14 protein-coding genes and 1 riboswitch are annotated in these 17,487 nt (G+C 43.4%); of the genes, 6 read left to right on the forward strand and 8 right to left on the reverse strand.

The features are described 5' to 3' along the window. The first annotated feature begins 215 nt into the window (after window positions 1–215). A complete protein-coding gene (locus MHH89_RS02370; protein WP_341086216.1) occupies window positions 216–506 on the forward strand; it encodes a hypothetical protein in 291 nt (96 codons plus the stop codon). A gap of 236 nt (window positions 507–742) precedes the next feature. On the opposite strand, the gene MHH89_RS02375 is transcribed toward MHH89_RS02370, so the two are convergent. The 6 genes from MHH89_RS02375 to MHH89_RS02400 all read right to left on the reverse strand — a co-directional run bounded on the left by MHH89_RS02375 (window position 743) and on the right by MHH89_RS02400 (window position 7,343). Beyond that, window positions 743–1,312, reverse strand: a complete 570-nt coding sequence (locus MHH89_RS02375) for a YdeI/OmpD-associated family protein (protein ID WP_341086219.1) — start codon at window positions 1,310–1,312, stop codon at window positions 743–745. Between the two features lie 56 nt (window positions 1,313–1,368). After that, window positions 1,369–1,884 carry a DinB family protein gene (locus tag MHH89_RS02380; RefSeq protein WP_341086221.1) on the reverse strand — a complete coding sequence of 172 codons (516 nt, stop codon included), beginning with the start codon at window positions 1,882–1,884 and terminating at the stop codon, window positions 1,369–1,371. Between the two features lie 82 nt (window positions 1,885–1,966). Then, window positions 1,967–2,878: a helix-turn-helix transcriptional regulator gene (locus MHH89_RS02385; RefSeq protein ID WP_076309897.1), complete on the reverse strand. Its 912-nt coding sequence runs from the start codon at window positions 2,876–2,878 to the stop codon at window positions 1,967–1,969. A 133-nt stretch (window positions 2,879–3,011) separates the two neighbouring features. After that, complete coding sequence (locus MHH89_RS02390; protein ID WP_445739121.1) at window positions 3,012–4,187, reverse strand: KamA family radical SAM protein; 1,176 nt, start codon at window positions 4,185–4,187, stop codon at window positions 3,012–3,014. Between the two features lie 131 nt (window positions 4,188–4,318). Continuing rightward, a riboswitch (cyclic di-AMP (ydaO/yuaA leader) is annotated at window positions 4,319–4,462 on the reverse strand. 48 nt (window positions 4,463–4,510) lie between these two features. After that, the gene (locus tag MHH89_RS02395; protein WP_341086225.1) at window positions 4,511–6,178 is read right to left on the reverse strand and encodes an AraC family transcriptional regulator; all 1,668 of its coding nucleotides are present in this window, start codon (window positions 6,176–6,178) and stop codon (window positions 4,511–4,513) included. Between the two features lie 139 nt (window positions 6,179–6,317). After that, window positions 6,318–7,343, reverse strand: a complete 1,026-nt coding sequence (locus MHH89_RS02400; RefSeq protein WP_076280446.1) for an ABC transporter substrate-binding protein — start codon at window positions 7,341–7,343, stop codon at window positions 6,318–6,320. Window positions 7,344–7,870: 527 nt separating this feature from the next. Here MHH89_RS02400 and MHH89_RS02405 point away from each other — a divergent pair. Together MHH89_RS02405 and MHH89_RS02410 are read left to right on the forward strand one after the other, a co-directional pair. Next, on the forward strand, window positions 7,871–8,533 hold the full coding sequence (locus MHH89_RS02405) for an HAD family hydrolase (RefSeq protein WP_076130591.1): 663 nt from the start codon (window positions 7,871–7,873) through the stop codon (window positions 8,531–8,533). A gap of 42 nt (window positions 8,534–8,575) precedes the next feature. Further along, on the forward strand, window positions 8,576–9,781 hold the full coding sequence (locus tag MHH89_RS02410; RefSeq protein ID WP_076193797.1) for a mannitol-1-phosphate 5-dehydrogenase: 1,206 nt from the start codon (window positions 8,576–8,578) through the stop codon (window positions 9,779–9,781). A 93-nt stretch (window positions 9,782–9,874) separates the two neighbouring features. On the opposite strand, the gene MHH89_RS02415 is transcribed toward MHH89_RS02410, so the two are convergent. Continuing rightward, window positions 9,875–11,335 carry an alpha-L-fucosidase gene (locus MHH89_RS02415; protein WP_341086228.1) on the reverse strand — a complete coding sequence of 487 codons (1,461 nt, stop codon included), beginning with the start codon at window positions 11,333–11,335 and terminating at the stop codon, window positions 9,875–9,877. 120 nt (window positions 11,336–11,455) lie between these two features. Here MHH89_RS02415 and MHH89_RS02420 point away from each other — a divergent pair, with 120 nt between their 5' ends. Next, entirely contained in the window at window positions 11,456–12,286 is an 831-nt protein-coding gene (locus MHH89_RS02420) for an AraC family transcriptional regulator (RefSeq protein WP_076280449.1), read from the forward strand. A 66-nt stretch (window positions 12,287–12,352) separates the two neighbouring features. Here the strand turns inward: MHH89_RS02420 and MHH89_RS02425 are convergent, their stop codons facing one another. Next, window positions 12,353–15,463, reverse strand: a complete 3,111-nt coding sequence (locus MHH89_RS02425; RefSeq protein ID WP_341086230.1) for a glycoside hydrolase family 2 TIM barrel-domain containing protein — start codon at window positions 15,461–15,463, stop codon at window positions 12,353–12,355. Window positions 15,464–15,583: 120 nt separating this feature from the next. Between MHH89_RS02425 and MHH89_RS02430 the strand changes: the two genes are divergently transcribed. After that, complete coding sequence (locus MHH89_RS02430; RefSeq protein WP_076143215.1) at window positions 15,584–16,408, forward strand: AraC family transcriptional regulator; 825 nt, start codon at window positions 15,584–15,586, stop codon at window positions 16,406–16,408. Window positions 16,409–16,575: 167 nt separating this feature from the next. After that, window positions 16,576–17,481, forward strand: a complete 906-nt coding sequence (locus MHH89_RS02435; protein WP_076130585.1) for a hypothetical protein — start codon at window positions 16,576–16,578, stop codon at window positions 17,479–17,481. Window positions 17,482–17,487: the final 6 nt, after the last annotated feature.

Raw genomic sequence — 17,487 nt, forward strand, 5'->3', positions numbered from 1 at the left:
GATCATACTTCGGCGGTATCGGACTCAGCACACCTTAAATGCAGGAAAATCCGCCATTTGGAGTATTATCGGACCGCATAGCTCCTAATGGCGGAAAAATCACCGTATAAGAGCCTGTTTCTAAGGAATAGCTGCACTGGAGTCCGATGAGTTGCTGAAAAGGTGATAAATTAGTAAATAGCGTCATTGGAGTCCGAAAGCCTCAGCAGGAGATCATGGTAGCAGTAGCAGTAGCAGTATCAGTAGCAGTAGCAGTAGCAGTAGCAGTATCAGTAGCAGTATCAGTAGCAGTAGCAGTAGCAGTAGCAGTAGCAGTAACAGTAGCAGTAACAGTAGCAGTAACAGTAACAGTAACAGTAGCAGTAACAGTAACAGTAACAGTAACAGTAACAGTAACAGTAGCAGTAACAGTAACAGTAACAGTAACAGTAACAGTAACAGTAACAGTAACAGTAACAGTAGAGCCAGCGAATGATCATTCTTCGGCGTATTGGACTCAGAAGTAGAGCGAATGATCATACTTGGCGGTATCGGACTCAGCGGACCTTAATGCAGGAAAATCCGCCATTTGGAGTATTATCGGACCGCATAGCTCCTAATGGCGGAAAAATCACCGTATAAGAGCCCATTTCTAAGGAATAGCTGCGCTGGAGTCCGATGAGTTGCTGAAAAGGCGATAAATTAGTAAATAGCGTCATTGGAGTCCGAAAGCCTCAGCAGGAGATCATGCATCTAGCGCAGCTTAATAATCTAGCAGACGTCCATTATCATGCCATTGCCCGTACATTTTATTTTCTTTAGTGTTTGCTATGAATTTGTCTAATTTACTCTTAAATAAATCTGGCTGATGTTTATTGCTTTGGATCGTGTCGATCCGAACTCTCTTATAAAGGGCTGGAAAGGCCGTGAAATTCTCATATACTTGCCTGTCCTCTTTTAGCCGTTGCTCTATAATCTTATCTACTATAAAAGAATCAGGGTTCATATCAGGAAGTACCCGTTTTCCTTCAGCACTCATTAACCCCAGCTTTTCGAGGCGGCGGCCCCGTTCTTTATTCAATTCAGTCCAAGAGCTTTTGTTGCTTCGGGGAGAGAGTCTTTGCGCCAGCTCCGTTTCCGAAATTTTCTTTTTCACTCCATCGATCCATCCAAAACACAAACATTCCTCAACTACGTCCAAATATAGCAACGTTTCTGAGTTTGGCGTCATACTAACGAGTACCCAACAAGATTGTTCAGTCTTACAATTCTCCTGCAGCCAAACTCTTAAATCTTCTCTCGTTTTCACTGTAATTAGATTTTCAATCTCCATAATTAAAATACAATTTCCTTTCTAGGTATGGAGTGGAGCGTCTTGCCCATCCGAGATTAAATAGCTTCCGCAGGTACCTGATACCAAAAAAGAGCATAGTCATTCATGGTGGAAGCATGGCCTAACTGCCGTAACATAGTAGATACATTGCCTCTATGATAAGTCCCGTGATTGGCGACTTGCAACACAATTTCTGATAGGCGTGTTTGGCGGATTCCGGCGAATGGATTGTCAAGCAGAATGGTTTGCTCCAAATCGGATTGGTTGTGTAACCATGCTTTGTATTGTTCTGATAGCTGGGCAAAGATATTTACGTATTCATCCACAGAATCTAGAATGCTCAAATTTAGCGGGATACTTTGTTGAAAAGCCTCTGGCATGGCAGTGCCTGTTAATACAAGATTCCACATCGTATCAACCGCATAGATATGGCTAAGGGCATGAGCGATGGTGGGAAATGAGCTGTTCACTTCTTGACTTAGCACAGAAGGCGGGAGTTCCTTGATTCTCCCCAGGATAGTTTGGTTTGCCCATGTGTGGTATTTAAACATTTCTACTGGATAATTTGTCATTCGTACATTCTCCTTTTGAATGGTCATGGATTTGTTTTTGTTACTGTAGTTAATATAAAAGAAGAAGTATGACATCAGACTGTCATACTTCTTCATAAAGTTTGAGTGTGTTTTGAAGCTGCTCTTTTAAAATACCTCGCAATGCAGGGGGTTCGAGGACTTCGGCGCCGCTGCCAAAACTCAGCAGAATGGACCAAAGCCAACGTGCTTCCAATGGCTTATACACAGGAATTCGCATCGTCATGCTTTTATCGGAATGAAATTCCTTGTCGACTTGATGAAACTGATCCAAAGCTTCTGCCAAAGCCTCAGGGCCTACCCGGATCACTATTTCCTCCACCTGATCTGCCCTGTTTGAACAGCCGGCCTCTTTGGGTACCTCATGTTGCGAATGAAAGGTATCCTGCGTCAGGAACAAATTCAGCATCCGGGAAAGTCGGAACTCCCGATAGTCCTGCCGTGTCCGGCAATAACCATAGATGTACCAGTTGCTATATTTAAAATGAAGCTTTACTGGTTCCATTTCACGGGTTGTACGTTCATTTTTTACACTGATGTAATCAAAACGGACAACATTTCGTTCCGATATAGCCGCACGTAAAAGAGGAAGTGCGTCAGGATCCGTACGCCGGGTTTCAAGATCCACCGCGAGACTAGAGGTCTGTGGCTCCGTTCCAATCGTTTGCAGCCGTTCAATGGTTCCTTGCGTATGCTCATCTTCAAACACGGAAGAAAGACTGTTAAGTACAGTAATCAGAGAAGTGACATCATACGAACGGAGCAGGCTTTTATCCATTTTATATCCGTCCATGATGCCATATCCACCTTTAGTACCCTGATACGATACGACCGGGATGCCAGCGGCACAAATCACATCGATATCCCTATAGATTGTTCGCTGGGAAACCTGAAACTCTTCAGCCAGCTTGGAGGCAGATAAAACTTCGTGGTTCAATAGCTTGTAGATCATAGAAATCAATCGTTCCAATTTCATGTGTGCATTCCCACCCATTAGTCCATTTCGTGTTACAGCGTGATTATATCATAGATTTTTTCGGGCTAATTTTGGGCGGGAGGAGTTTTGTTGTTGGCGATGAAGAAATATCCTATGACAGAGTCGATTAAATCTATTTACAGATTAAATCCGCAGGCTCGCCTGATAAATCATTAACAGAAATAATAGCATCGTTTTTTTTCACAGGTGGGGTCCAATATTGCTCATTCCCAGGCAGGTCATCGAACCATTCGGCGTCCTTTGGACAATCTAGAATCATAAATTTTCCGTATTCCTGATCTCTGGATTGATGGTATTTGAGATAGGCTTTTCCGTTATCAATGGCGAGAATTTCTATTTTTCCTGAGGTGTGGCTCATGGATAAGCGTACTCTTTTGCCAAGTCCTGAGGTTCTGGCTTTGGCTTCTTCTACAATTTGATAGACTTGCTCGAGCGGTAATACGAAATCTCGGTTTCCGGCTACGGGCCGGTTCACAAAGAAGTAGTAGGGTGTAACGCCAGCCCATGAAAGCCGGTCCAGTAGTTCCCCTAAAATAACGGGATCATCGTTGATGCCTTTGAGGATGGGGGTCTGATTTACGACAATTGCCCCTGCGTTGTGGAGAGCTTTAAATGCTTTTTTGGCTTCAGGTGTGATTTCACGAGGATGATTGATGTGCGCCATAACATAGATTCGTTTGTCTTCGGTAGAGTAAGTACGAATCAGCTCCAGCAGTTCTTCGTCTTCAGAGATCCGCATCGGATTAAATACGGGAATTTTGGAACCCAGTCTAATGATCTTAACATGCTCAATGCTTCTTAGATTTTCAATAATGGATCTTAGCTTCGGTGTGGAGAGAATTAAACTGTCCCCGCCCGTAAGAAGTACGTTGTTAATCTCCGGATTATTTGCGATATACTCCAAGCCCGGAGAGACATCAGCCATCGCCTCTTTCACGTCATTTCGGAACAGACGCTTACGGAAACAGTAGCGGCAATAAGCCCCGCAGACCTCGGATACAATCAGTAGTGCAGTTGTTCTATACTTGTGCTGACAACCAGGTACCACATAATTCGTGTCCTCATCGGAGGCGTCCCAGCACCCATACTCCAGCAGTTCACCTTCGTTAGGAATAACCAGCTTACGGATGGGATCATCTGGATCATCCCAGTTAATCAAAGACAGATAGTAGTCATTTACACGAAAAACAAACTTGTCCGTAATTTCTTTCAGATTCTCTTTTTCCAGCTCAGACAACATAGCTATTTTGTTAATATCCGTGAAGTACTTTACCTTTTGCACGTACATCTCTCCTTTGTCTCGTAGTGTGAGAAATGAGGGAGCCTTAGTGTCAAAGGCCAATCTACTGCCAGCAGGGTCCAAAAAAGCACAAAAAGAGACCCTTAGCAAGGGTCTCTGGTTATGTAAATAACATGAAAAGCAGACCCATCCACTGCTGACGAGGTTAGCTGACGGACTCGGGTAAGATGGTACCCTACATTCTAATGCTCAATGATTCGCCCCAATTAACTGGTTCCCCCGCTTTTCAACTGTAAAAGTTGGAAATTAAGCGTAGATAAAGTATACCCTATCAAGTTTTGAAAAGTCAAAAGAGAATCCTAGATTCACTTTCAATTGCTAGCGCTACTTCCGCCGAGTAGTTTAGGCAACAGCGTTAGCAGCTTCTCCCGGGTTAACGCATCACTAGAGTTCCATTTGCTTCCGTCGAGCAGATAAACATGTCCCTGACGTACTGCCGGGAGATTGTTCCAAAGTGAACTGTCTAGTAATCGTTCCATCGCAGCTCGCGAGTCTTTGCGTTCCGGAATGAGCATGAAGATATGATCTCCGGCGTAGGCAGGCAGTCGCGTTGGATCAACTTCGGCGAACCCTAACTCTTCGTCCAAAATGGCCTGGATCTCTTCGGTCGGTTGTAAACCACATGGGGCATAAAGCGCAGTGGAGAATCCGGACATTCCCATAGCATACAGATGATCTCCATGATCATAGACCAAAGCAGAGGCGGTTTCTCCAACTTGGAGGGTTGTCGTGTAAAGATGCTGCCACATGGCAGCGTTTTTGATTGTGAATGACTCCAGCCATGCTTCGGCTTCGCGCTGTTTACCTAGCCAACTGCCTAATGTCCGCATTCGGTTGTCGAGAGATGCAAATGAATCAAAGGTGAGTGTCGGAGCGATACCAGAAACTGCTCTGTAGGCTCTTTCATCACTATTAGCCAAAATGATCAAATCTGGGTTTAGGGAAGCGGTCAACTGCGGGTCCAGTGGAAACCCGACGTTGGCGAGCTTCTTAAGCCGATGTTTATAGACGCTGTTCCGGGCGAATGCTTCATCTCCACCGATAGGCTTTACGCCTAACGCGAGAAGGTCGCCAAGTGTTTCGCCATGATAGACAATCCGTTTCGCTCGCTCTGGAATCTCCACCTCATGACCCGTCCAATCCTTGACGGTAAGCTTACGACCTTTCTGATGTGCATATTGTCCGGGTGTAACTCCGGTTTTTTGCCGAAAGCGGCGGCTGAAATAGTATTCGTCCGAGAAGCCGACCAGTCTGGCGATTTCCCGCAGTGGTTCAGTCGATTCCTGCAGGAATCGTTTGGAATGATTAATGCGCAGATCCGTCAGGTATTCAAGCGGCTTTTTACCCGTAAGCTGCTGAAAGATCGGTGTATATTGCCAGATTGATATTCCCGCCAGTTCAGCTAACTGCTTCACGGTGATACTCTCTGTATAATGCTCCTGAATGAATGTTATGGTCTTTTCTACGGATTCCGTAGGACTTGGCAGGTGTTTGGAAGGGTAATTATGCTCAAAAAGTAGCAGCAGCAATTCTTGGAATTTTAATTGTCGCTTGAATTGTTGTACATCATCGGTGTTATTCCTGTTCATGAGCAGGTCTTCGACTAGTCGGATTACCTTGGTGAACGGGTGCACAATTAACTCCCGTCTGCCGGAAAGCAGCTCTCCAGAATATCGTTTAGGATGCTCGGTTGTATAAATTGCTGTAAAGGTGATGAGGTAATAATACAACGTCAGCTCCTGGTTGTCCGTACTATAGGAGATTCCAGGAGATAGTAGATAACATTTATCCGTACTTAGTATCACGCTTTGATCATCGAGGTTCAATTGTCCGTTCCCTCCAGTAAATATGAGAAGGGTATAGTCCTGGGTTGTACGCGTTATAGAGCTTGAATCGGCAGCTTGAATCATCAGTTCGGCCTCGTTTAGCTGAAATAGCAGAGAGTGGAGTGGGGGGCAGGACGATGATGTATGCAGCATGGGTTCAGCCTCCGTTCATTTGGTGAGAATGATTATCAATGAATTCATTGTATATAAAAAAAAGAAGCATATCAACAGCTGTTGACATGCTTCTTGCAGTTTTTTATCAGCCTTGTGTTAAACTCTTCATCACAGAAGGTTATTTCATATTCAATAGCTGTGGAATTTCGCCAAGCAGCCATTCTCTTGTTGTCGCATCACTTGAAGTCTTCATGATGTCTTGTGTATAGACATATCCGTTCTTGACGGCAGGAAGGCTCTTCCAGATAGGGCTCTTTAATAGATTCTCTGTGGATTGTTTTGCTTCTTCTGCCACTGGAGTCAAGAGGAATATCCGGTCCCCGGCATATTCTTTCAGGACTTCCATGGATACTTCCTGGAACCCTTTACCTTCATCAAGGATCTTCTGAATAGCTGGAGTTGCCTTGAAGCCATTCTCCCCATAGAGTACCTGGGAAAGTCCGGTTGCTGCCATTATAAACAGTCTGTCTCCTGGATAATAAGTGAAGACCGCAGCCGTTTCGCCTTCTTTCATGCCTGCGGATTTCAATTGCTTCCACATGTTCTCTTCAGCGGTTTTATACTGCGCAAGCCATGCTTCTGCTTCAGTCGTTTTCCCAACAATTCCACCAATGTCCAGCATACGTTCCTGGAGTGGGGCAAAGGTATCAAATATTATAGTGGGTGCAATTTTGGAGAGCTGTTCGAAATCAGCTTCATCTGTGCCCGCATAGATGATGAGGTCAGGCTGAAGCTCCAATGTTTTTTCCAGATTGATAGGGAAGCCTACATCCTCCACACCTTGTAATTGATCTTCAAAAACCTGGCCTTCACCCATAGAAAGAGGATAACCTACCGCCTGCACACCAAGTGCGAGCAAATCGCCATAAGTTTCTCCAGAATAGATAATTCGCTGTGGATTCACCGGAATCTCTACAGTATGCCCTATGTAATCTGTATAGGAGCGGGTAGTCGCTGCTGCTTCATCTGTACTGCTATCTGAGGGTTCTGCTGAAGGTACCGCGGTTGCAGCGGAAGAGTTCCCGGTTGCGTTCACCGTACTATTGGCAGAGGATTGTTCCTTTGAGTTTCCGCACGCCAGTAGCAATGTACTCAGCAAAAATAGTACACATACCACAGCGAAGGACTGTCGTACCTTGTTCATATCTTATTGCCTCCCTATTATATGTAACGACCACCAATAATGATAATCATTCTCGATTAAAATATATCATAAATTAAAGCCTCTTTTTACTCAATGGACAAAAAATAACCCCGTAATTTGATTTGTACAATCAAGTAAAAAGGATGTGTTTAAAATTATTTTGAATTATTTTTAGCTGCTTGGAAAAATACTCTAAATAACAGCAATCGAGAGAAAGAGAGGGAGCTTGTCTTGATAACAAACTTGGCAGAAGGAATCCCTTGAAGCACATAGGATTGTGGTGTTTTTTTGAATCTGATTACTGTTATGTATTTAGATGTTCAGGTGATGCAAAAATCCAGGTTTGTCCACATTGATTGTAATCGTTATCATTACGTGGCATGTTATCTACCGTGCTTGACGTCAGTAGAAGGGCTTTGTTATGGTTTTTATAGTCAAACGCAAGCCGAAATAGCTTTTTGTAGAATATGCAGAAGGTTTTGCGTAAGATATTCTAACCAAACATAATACGAGGGAGATGGTTGATTGTGATCAAAGGAATTATTTTTGATTTTGACGGAACGATTATCGACACGGAGACTGCTTGGTACACCGCATTTAACGAGGCTTATGCAGAATATGGAGTGGATCTGACGCTTGAACAATATTCCACCTGCATCGGCACGAGCTTGAACAGTTTTAATCCTTATGAATATTTAATGACTGATCTTAAGCTAGCGATTGACAAAGAAGAGTTCAGTAAGGCTGTTAAACAGAGACACAGTAAACTTATGGAGCTTGAAACAATACGACCAGGCATTCAGCATTATCTTGATTCCGCCAAAGCAGCTGGACTGCGCGTAGGGCTGGCCTCAAGTTCTTCACTGGAATGGGTGGAAAAATATCTGAATCAATTGGGTATTCGCGAGTATTTCGAATGTGTTCGGACTGCCGACCATGTGGCAAAAGTGAAACCAGATCCCGAGCTATATAACCAAACGTTAGCTTGTCTTGGAATCACAGCTGATGAGGCGGTTGCTATCGAGGATTCACCGAATGGATCTAAGGCAGCGGCAGCAGCTGGCATCCGTTGCATTGTGACGCCTAACGAAATTACTAATTTTCTTGAATTCGATAAGCAGCACCATAAAATTGATAATCTAAGTCTTCTTGAATTTGATCATGTAGTTACTCAACGTTGCTTCGTATAGAGAAACCGAGAAACTAAGTTCAAATTAAAGGGGGATACCAAATTGAGAGCCGTACATTTTGGAGCAGGTAATATTGGCAGAGGTTTTATTGGGCCTATGTTGTCGGACTCCGGTTACAATGTTTGTTTCGTCGGAAGAAATAAGAGTAAAATTGCCCAATTGCAAAAACGTGGGCAATATCCTGTCACCCTAGCTAACAAGAACCGGGACAGCTTTATTGTTGATAATGTTACTGCAATCAATCTGAATGATACTGAGGACGTTACTAGAGCTATAGCAGAAGCTGAAATTGTGACAACTGCCGTCGGAATATCCGCTTTAAAAGATATTGCTGAGACCATTGCGCAGGGCATCGAACGAAGGCTTGAAAATAGCAGAAATCTCAACCCTCTTCATATCATTGCCTGTGAGAATGGGATTGGAAGCAGTCAGAAGTTGAAAAAATCAGTTTATCGGCATATGAAGCAATCCTTCAAGGAACTTGCCGACCGCAATGTCGCTTTTCCCAATGCGATGGTGGACCGGATTGTACCTATGCAGAAAAATACAGATTCACTTGAAATCCTCGTTGAACCCTTCAGTGAGTGGGTTATTCCCCGCAGTGGAATGATTGGTAATTACAATGAAATTAAAGGCGTCCATTATGTGGATTCGCTGGCGCCATACCTCGAACGGAAGCTATATACTGTGAATACAGGTCATTGCAGTGCAGCCTATTTTGGATACCTGGAAGGTTATACTAGCATTCAAGAAGCGATGTCTGATCCCGAAATCAGAGTTCGTGTTCACGGGGTGCTTAAGGAAACAGGGGCCTTATTGGTGCATTTATATGGCTTCAAGCCCATAGAACATGACCGGTATATAGAAAAGATGATGGAGAGATTCACTAACCCCAACTTTAACGATAAAATTACACGTGTCGCCCGCTCGCCGCTTCGCAAGCTTTCACCTAATGATCGGCTCGTAAAACCGGCAATGCTTGCTCATGAACTTGGTTTTGAGACCTCACATTTAGTCTCAGCTATTGCTTCTGCACTTTATTTTGATCATGAAAAAGATCCAGAAGCCTTACAGCTTCAAGCGGACATCCGAAACCACGGGCTAAGTGAAGTCATTGCTGCACAACTAAAAATCCCCACGGAGCATCCGCTTCATGGTCGCATTATTTTGGAGTCCAACAAATTACGCGCGAGATATCCTCATAGGACTAGAATGAAGACAGTAAACGTCAGGGTACCCTACTTTTAATATAAAACGATGGTTATAAAACTATAAAAGAGTGTTCTCTGCTGGATGGGCAAGAGCACTCTTTTTATAGGTTACGAAGTTCTGTAAGTGTCCCTAATCCAATTCAATCCGCAGAACAACCGGAGTATCACTGCGAACCGAGGTCGTTTTTATAACCAAGGCTTCATCGGTTTTTTCCCATGCAGGTTGTTCCTCAAAACCTAAGATTTTGATCTGTTTAATCATCCCATGGAAGTGCGCAGCGTTTTCTTTAAGGGATTTGATTTGCACTATACCGTTGTTTGGATAGACAAGAACAGTAGCGTAAAGATAACTGCCTTTTACCGTAAAGCGGATATCTTCATTAGTGAAAATTTTCGTGATCCCATCTGTAAACTGACCTTCAACGATCTCTGTAGGGCCTTCCCCGAAGGTGCGCCAGTAGGTCGTATCATAGATTGCTTCACCATTCACCTTTAGCCATTCTCCGATGCCAAGCAGAATTTCCTGATCCTGAGCTGGTATGCTGCCGTCCGCTTTAGGACCTATATTCAGCAGCAAGTTGCCGTTTTTGCTTACGATATCTATTAGATCTCTGATAATTTCTACGGCAGATTTATAATCATTTTCCGGAGTATAACACCATGAATTTTTAGCAACTGCTGTATCCGTTTGCCAGAAATAAGGTTTAAGCCCGGAGAAATGACCTCTCTCAATATCTGGGATTGCTGAGCCAAACATGAAGGCATCATGCTTATAATTGATTGCAACCGGAGTTCCCCATTCCTCTCCCTTATTGTAATAGTAAGCGGCGAACTTTTTGAGATAGGGTTTGAAGGCAGCTGTATGAATCCACCAGTCAAAGTAAAAGATTTTCGGCTGATAATTGTCTACCAGCTCGCAGCAGCGAATCAACCAATCCTCCAGAAATTCTTGATTAGGTGGGGAGCCGAATAAATCGTGATGATCGGGTTCGGGCATAGATGGCCAATAGAAATCTCCACATACAAGCGGTTCATGGATATCGGAATCAAATTCCTTGCCATGAGACAGGAAGAACCAGTGCTCAGCTCTATGGGAAGATACACAAAACTCTAATCCCTGCTGCTCAAAAGCGTCTTTCATTTCCCCGACTAAATCCCGCTTAGGACCCATCTCATATGTGTTATAGTGAGAGTAAGCGCTCTTATACATTTGAAAGCCGTCATGGTGCTCTGCAACAGGCATCACGTATTTGGCACCAGATAATTTGAAGAGACTGGCCCATTCCTCAGCATTGAAATGCTCAGCCTTGAACAAGGGGATGAAGTCTTTATAACCAAAGGTTTTATGCTCACCATAAGTAGCAAGATGATGTTCATATTCCTGCGAACCCTGGATATACATATTTCGGGGATACCACTCATTGGCGAAAGCCGGAATAGAATAAAGGCCCCAATGAATGAAAATACCAAACTTAGCGTTCTCATACCACGTAGGCACTTGAAATTGACTTAGTGAATCCCAATTGGCTTTGAATCTTCCAGTTGCGATCGTATCTTCGATTACTTTTAAATATTTGCTTTTATCCACCATTTTGCAATCATCCTTTCAAACGTTTATTTCTACTTCATTGTAGTGATTGGAGGTGGAAATCAAAATGTAGGACATTAACTTTTAGATGTACAAAACTAACCTGATAAGGCGGAGTAAGGGATGGATAACCATGTTTTGCTTACAAATTATTTATCCAATTTAAAGGTTGATTTATTTATGGCTGATTACAATCTTTGTGGCCGTGACTGGAGAGATCTTGACTACACACCTGACTATAGTAAATTTTATTTTATTTGCGATGGGGAGGGTTGGTTAAAGATTGGCGATCGAGAATATTATCCGAAGCCTGGTCAGCTTTTTTTGATGCCTGAGGGAGTTAAGCAATCTTATTCTTGCATAAGTGATCAACCCTTTGAGAAGTATTGGTGCCATTTCAGCGCAAAAGTCGGAGACATTAATCTATTCAAAATGTTAGAGCTAAGTCATGTATGCAGAGAAGTAGATCCTCATGTAATCCAAGAGATATTCAGCAGCCTAACGAGTCATATGAAATCTGATGCGGTGTATGCTCATTTATTAGCCAAAAGTAAGTTAATGGAGTTATTTTCTTATTTTATTATGAACATAGATGTAGACGAAATCACTTTTAAGAATCTAAGCTCGATCGAAAAATTAACGAAAATATTAACGTACATAGACACCCATATCGAGCGTAATATCACCATACACGAGCTTGCCGAGATTGCGTACATGCATCCCAACTATTTTATCCGGCTATTTAAACAGCAAATCGGAGTTCCACCCATACAGTATATCACCAGAAAAAAGATAACTAAGGCCAAGGAGCTATTGAGGGGGACGCAAAGTTCTGTCGGTGAGATTGCCCATGATCTTGGTTTTAGTGATCTTTATTATTTCTCCAAACAGTTCAAGAAAAATGTGGGTTTAAGCCCTTCGGAATTCAGACAAGGAACAGTAGCAGTGAAATAAATAAAAGAAGACCGTCCTGTGTGGTAGAAACCAACCAGAGACGGCCTTTTTTATAAGTGGAAGAGATTAGAGCAGTGAGACAGTGAAACGGAAGATGTACGGGCGATTAGCCGGCAGAGTGAACTCTTCGTGGGTTGGTGCGCCCCAGCTGTCGTCCCCGCCAACACCCATTTGCTTGTAGTTAACTCTTAGTACGCTTTTGTTCGAGACTGGCAATTTATAGACGTGGTCATGGGCTTCCAGTTCCTCAGGCTTCCAAGGCAGGGCATTAATTTCGATAGGCGTTGCACTTTCAAAATAGAATCCTGTTCCATCGTTGCCCTCTGTAATCGAAGCGAATCTGACATCAGTCTTGTTGCCGCACTCTTGAGGTTTGAGATAAGGTGTGAATTGATCACTGACCTTACCAGTGTAACGTCCAAGTGGGGCTCCGGTTTGTCTATCCCAATAATTCTCATGAGGTCCGCGGCCGTACCATGACAGGGTATCAAGACTTCCATCTAGAACGAACATCATTCCGAACTCAGGGATTTCTGGCAGAACGCTGCTGCCCGGACTCAATTCTTGCGTGATCTCTAAAGTCCCGTCAGCACGAATCATGTACTGGACCCGAAGCGTGGAATCCGGACTTGTAGCCAGAAGGTAGCTGGCAGAGACGAAACAGAGAGAGCCTTCGGTTCTAAATGTAAAGCTGATTAAGTGTTGTTTATGCGATGCCTGCTTCCATACTGCACACCGCTGTGGCAATTTATTACCACAATCATTATCAGTGACTGCTCTCCAGAAGTTAGTTCTTACAGGTTCAAGCAGACGTTCTTTGCCTGAGGAACGATAAGAGTTCAGAGCACCCGTAGTGGTACTAAAGCTCAGTTCGAAATTATCACCTTGTACATTCAAAACATTCTCAAGCTCGCTGACACGCAGTGGTTCTGCGATTGTCTTTGAGGTATTGGTTACAAAACGGGGTGACAGAATGAACTGTTCCCAAGCGATTTCGTGATTAGCTTCTGCCCATATAGTTGCTGAAGGCTGAATAAAGGAAAGATTCAGAACTGCTTCATGATTGCCACGCAGTGAATCCAGCTCGTAAGGAACTTTGCATGAAATGTTCTCACCTGGTGCACATGAGATCTTCAGCAAGCCTTCTTGTGCAGTTACTCCGTCTAAACGAACTTCCCATTTGAGATCGTATTCCTTTAAGTTGGTAAATAAGAAGGAATTGCGAATCTGGAAGAGTCCTTCTAGGATATTTTCAGCCGTTACTTTAATATTTTGATAACATTTTTTGACCTCAAAGAGCTTAGGAGTAACCGTACGATCAGCAAAAAGCAATCCGTTGCCACTAAAGTTGCCATCATGAGGCGATTCACCAAAGTCCCCGCCATAAGCGAGATATTCAATTCCCTCGGAGGTGTGGGTCCGAATGGCTTGATCTACCCAATCCCAAATGAATGCACCTTGAACAATATCATATTTGTCGAACAAGTCACAGTATAAGTGCAGCCCACCGCATGAATTGCCCATGGCATGACTGTATTCGCAGAGGATATAAGGCTTTTTCGGATTATTAAGCGCATATTTTTCAACATCCTGCGGTTTAATGTACATAGTAGATTCTATGTCACTTGCTGCTTCCGATTCTCTACAGTGGAAGATTCCCTCATAATGAACCGGCCGCGAAGGATCGATTTCTCTCAGGTAGTCGTGCATAGCGATAAAATTGTCGCCTCCGAAAGATTCATTGCCGAGAGACCAAATGATGACTGAAGGGTGGTTTTTATCCCTTTGCATCATGGAGTTGCAGCGGTCAATGACATTGGCCCGCCATTCCGGTTTGCTTCCAGGGACATTCCCGTCATTCAACCCTTCTTGGCTGTATGCCCAGGTGCCGTGAGTTTCCAGATTAGTTTCGTCAATCACATATAATCCGTATTCATCACATAACTCGTACCAGACAGACTGATTCGGGTAATGGGAGGTTCGAACAGCATTAATATTATGTGTTTTCATTAATTGGATGTCGCGCAGCATATCTTCTTTGGCTAAAGCACGACCTGTGTCGCAAGAGAATTCGTGGCGATTGACACCTTTGAGTACGATTCTTTTGCCATTGATCTTCATAAGTCCGTCTTTAATCTCGAACTTGCGGAATCCAACCTTACAGCTGACCGTTTCTTGTGTATGCCCGTTGCTGTCATTTATAGACAGAACTAAGGTATAAAGATAAGGGGTTTCAGCACTCCATTTAAAAGGCTGCTCAACCGGGGCAGAAAGCTTGAGTTGTTGAACGCCTTCTTGCTCAAAGGAACCAGTAGCGGAGATAGGAGTCTCCCAAACAGGCTGGCCCTCTTTATTGTAAAGCTGCATTTGCAGTGTATATGGGCTTTGCTCGTTAAAGTAATTTTCCACCTTGATATCTACATTTAAATCCGCATGTACGAAGTTTTCATCCAGATCTGTGTGGACGAAATAATCAGTAATATGAACGGAAGGAGCCGAATAAAGATAGACTTCCCGAAAAATACCGCTCAGGCGCCAGAAATCCTGATCCTCTAGCCAGCTGGCATCACACCAACGATAAACCTCGACAGCTAGTTTGTTGTCCCCTGCCACTAAATATGGGGTGATATCGAATTCTGATGGAGTAAATGTATCTTCACAGTACCCGACAAGTTCACCGTTTACCCAGACGTAGAAAGCGGATTCAACACCCTGAAAGCTTAGGTACACCGGTTGACCGTTCCAAGACTCAGGTACAGTAAAGGTTCGTAGATAAGAGCCTACTGGATTATATTTTGTTGGGGCAAAGGGGGCTTTAAGCTCTGGCTCGGATTCCGCCCAAGGATACCGGAGATTTGTATATTGTGGGTAGTCGTAACCTTGGAACTGCCAGTGGGACGGTACAGGAATTGTATCCCAAGTACTGCAATCAAAATCGGTTTTATAGAAATCCACAATTCGTTGATCCGGTGTTTCGGAAAAAGCGAATTTCCAAAGCCCATTGAGGGTTTGGTAGAAAGGTGAGGTTTCTTTATCGTTAGTTAGCGCTTGGGATAAGCTACGGTAAGGGATCATGGAGGCATGTGCATCCAATCGATTTAATTCAAAAGTCTCTGGGTTGTTATTCCATTCCGGATAACCGTTAGCAGGTGGCTGGTAGACAAACTTTGCTCGCATGAGTTGATCTCCTTTATAATCATTGTAATGTTATTATATTCATATTATAAGTTGAAGTAATGTTAGGATAAATAAAAGAATTTTAGTCCCAGATAACAAAATATGAAACGAGGTCTTTTTATGGAGAGCAAAATTATTTTTTGCCAAACAGAAGATGTAATCATGCTGCCGCTTTATGCTACAACCCTTGGATTTTGGGAGCATCAGCCAGAAACTATACGTCCTGCAGGCTTTCCAGACTATCAAATACATCAGATTCACGAAGGCAAGGGTGAGCTTATCATTCATGAGAACCGATATCTCGTGGGTCCAGGGGATGTGTTCTTTTTGTTCCCGGATATTCCTCATTCGTATGCCCCTATCAGTGGGAAGGAATGGAAGGTATCATGGGTCTCGTTCAATGGCAGAGAGGTTGGTCAAATGCTGCTCTATGCGGGCATCCGCGAGTCTGGTCCTGCTAGATTAAAAGAAGATCAATGGCTCAATCCTCTAAAGCAAATCCTTATGCTGCCAGATAGCAATGAGCTGGAGACTAATTTGGCACGATCTAAACATCTTTATGCATTGCTTCTGGATTTAAAAAGAAAGCTAGTATCGCCTCTGAATGAGGCACATGAATTGGAGCGAATTAAGCCGGTGCTGCGTTATATTGAGAGCAATCTGCATAGGACGCTTCCTTTAAAGGAGCTGGCGGAGATTATTTCTGTATCGCCACAGTATTTATGCAGGCTTTTTCAAAAAACAATTCATGATCGACCTGTAACCTATATCAATAAGCAACGTATCAATTTGAGTAAACAGCTTATGTTTAATGGACGCGATAAAAAAATGTATGAAATTGCCCAGTTAGTGGGTTTTGATAATGCTAGTTACTTTTGTTTGGTGTTTAAAAGATTGACAGGGATGAGTCCTGAGCAATTTAAGCAGCTGCATGGTTTGGATTAGATAAACGCTTACTTGTTACCGTCTAGCACAACATGATATAGTTTACTTGAGTTCCTGCGATGTTTTTTTTGCGGCTTAGCCCATACTTTTACTGCCACAAGAATTCAATACATAGAACCAAATTAACAATCTGAAATGACGAAAAGCATCAGGAAGGAGACATCATTTTGAATGAGAAGCTAAAGCAAGCCTATGAGCGTTTGAACTTGCCTGAAGACGTTACCCGGGAGGAATTGAACAAAAGGTTAGATATGCATTTGAAACGCCGTCGATCGAATTCGACTGAAGATGAGGTTGCAGCTTATGAAGAGGAATTCCGCGCTTACAAAACCATCCTAGATGGCTTGGATCAGAAGGAGATTCAGGAAGCAGAGGACAAGCGGCTGGAGAAGTGGGGAGCCATGTCCGGCGTAGCACGTAAATCGGAGAATTTCTTTCGACTCTACAAAACGCACACTATTATTTCTATTATCGTGCTGCTGGTAGTTATCTTTGGAGGGAAAGCGCTCTATGATCAATGGCAGGAAAGAAAATATGAAGCTACGCTCCCACCGGTAGATGTTCGAATCATGTTCCTAGGCAACTATGAATCTCAGGACTCGTCAGGTAAGAATGAAGAGCTAAAACAAGAAATTATCAAACGTTACCCGGCTTGGAAGAGAGTGGAGGCAGAAATCGTTTATCTACCCTCAACAGGTGGGACGGACGGTGGAGCCTTGGATATGAGCTATATGCAGCGGGCTATGGCGATGCTGGCAGCCGATCATCCGGATATCCTGATTATGGATGATGCTACTTTTGAATGGATTGGCCAGCAGTCGGGACTGCAAAATCTGGAGTCGTTTATTAAATCCGCAGGACTTCCTCTTGATGATAACCGTTTGAAACGTATGACTAACCCGGAGAGTGGTCAAGAGCTGATTACTGGCATAGATATCACAGATACGGATTTTGCTACAGAACTCCCTATCCATTCAAACCAGATGATCGTCGGAACGTTAGGACAAGATGACAGTAAGACTAAATCAACTGATTTTGTTGAGTTTTTACTTAAACAGATCACTAATCAATAAATTAAT

This window comes from Paenibacillus sp. FSL H7-0323 (assembly GCF_038002725.1).
Taxonomy (GTDB): Bacteria; Bacillota; Bacilli; order Paenibacillales; family Paenibacillaceae; genus Paenibacillus_AQ; species Paenibacillus_AQ odorifer.